This window comes from Terrabacter aerolatus (assembly GCF_007991735.1).
Classification (GTDB): Bacteria; Actinomycetota; Actinomycetes; order Actinomycetales; family Dermatophilaceae; genus Terrabacter; species Terrabacter aerolatus.
In genome coordinates, this window is record NZ_BJYX01000054.1 from 1 (window position 1) to 1,264 (window position 1,264).

General features: G+C 67.0%; 1 protein-coding gene. It reads right to left on the reverse strand.

Features of this window, described 5'->3' with window-relative positions:
- Positions 1-29: 29 nt before the first annotated feature.
- Positions 30-1,195, reverse strand: a protein-coding gene (locus tag TAE01_RS20355) for an IS3 family transposase (protein WP_147068629.1) whose coding sequence is annotated in 2 segments (ribosomal slippage) — positions 30-908 and positions 911-1,195 — 1,164 coding nt in all. Because the reading frame shifts where the segments join, the coding sequence is not laid out codon by codon here.
- Between the last annotated feature and the right edge of the window lie 69 nt (positions 1,196-1,264).

Consider the following 1,264-nt stretch of genomic DNA (forward strand, 5'->3'; position numbering starts at 1 on the left):
ACTGCTGCACGAAACGGTGACAGGTTAGGTCAGGCTGCCTGAGTGGCAGGTGTGGTCATGATGGTCTCGAACTCGATAGGGGTCAATCGGCCCAGAGTGTCCTGACGGCGCCGGCGGTGGTACGTCCGCTCGATCCAGGTGACGATGGCGATCCGCAGCTCCTGCCGGGTGGCCCACTGGCGCCGGTCGAGCACGTTCTTCTGCAGCAGCGCGAAGAAGCTCTCCATCGCCGCGTTGTCACCGGCCGCGCCGACCTTGCCCATCGAGCCGACCATGGCGTGCCGGTGTAGGGCGCGGACGAACTTCCTTGACCTGAACTGCGATCCGCGGTCGGTGTGCAGAATGCAGCCGACGACCTGACCGCGTCGGGCGATCGCGCTGGCGAGGGCGTCGACGGCCAGCCGTGACTTCATCCGGTCGCTGATCGAGTAGCCCACGATCCGGTTGGAGTAGACGTCCTTGATCGCGCAGAGGTAGAGCTTGCCCTCGCCGGTGCGGTGCTCGGTGATGTCAGAGAGCCACAGCCGGTTCGCCGCGGCGGCGGTGAAGTCGCGTTTGACGAGGTCATCGTGCACGGGAGGCCCTGGCTTCTTGCCGTTCTTCCCGCGCTTCTTGCCGAAAACGCTCCACCAGCCGTTGGCAGAGCAGACCCGCCACATGGTCCGGTTGCAGGCCTGGTGGCCGGCGTCGCGGGCCTCATCGGCCAGATACCGGTAGCCGAACTCCGGATCGTCGCGGTGGGCGTCGAACAGCGCGTTGGCCAGGTGGGCCTCGGCCAGCTCGGCCGCCGTGACCGGCGCAGCCAGCCAGCGGTAGTACGGCTGGCGAGCGATCTTCAGGACCCGGCACGTCACCGCGACGGGGATCCCGTCGATGGCGAGCTCACGGACGAGCGGGTACATCATTTTCCCGGCAGGTTCGCCTGCGACAGGTACGCCGCGGCCCGTCGGAGCACCTCGTTCTCCTGCTCCAACAGACGGATGCGTCTCCTGGCCTCGCGCAGCTCGACATTCTCGGCCGCCGTCGTTCCCGGTTTGACGCCGTCCTCGACGTCGGCATCGCGCAGCCAGTTGCGCAGGCAGGACTCGGCGATGCCGAAGTCCGCTGCGATCTGCTTGAGCGACTGGCCCGGCTCGCGGCCGCGGGCGACGTTCACGACGTCGTCACGGAACTCTCTGGGGTAAGGCTTGGGCACGGTGCACATCCTTCCAGCGACGCCTCACAGCGCCACAGATCAGATGTCACCTATCCGTGCAGCAGTCCC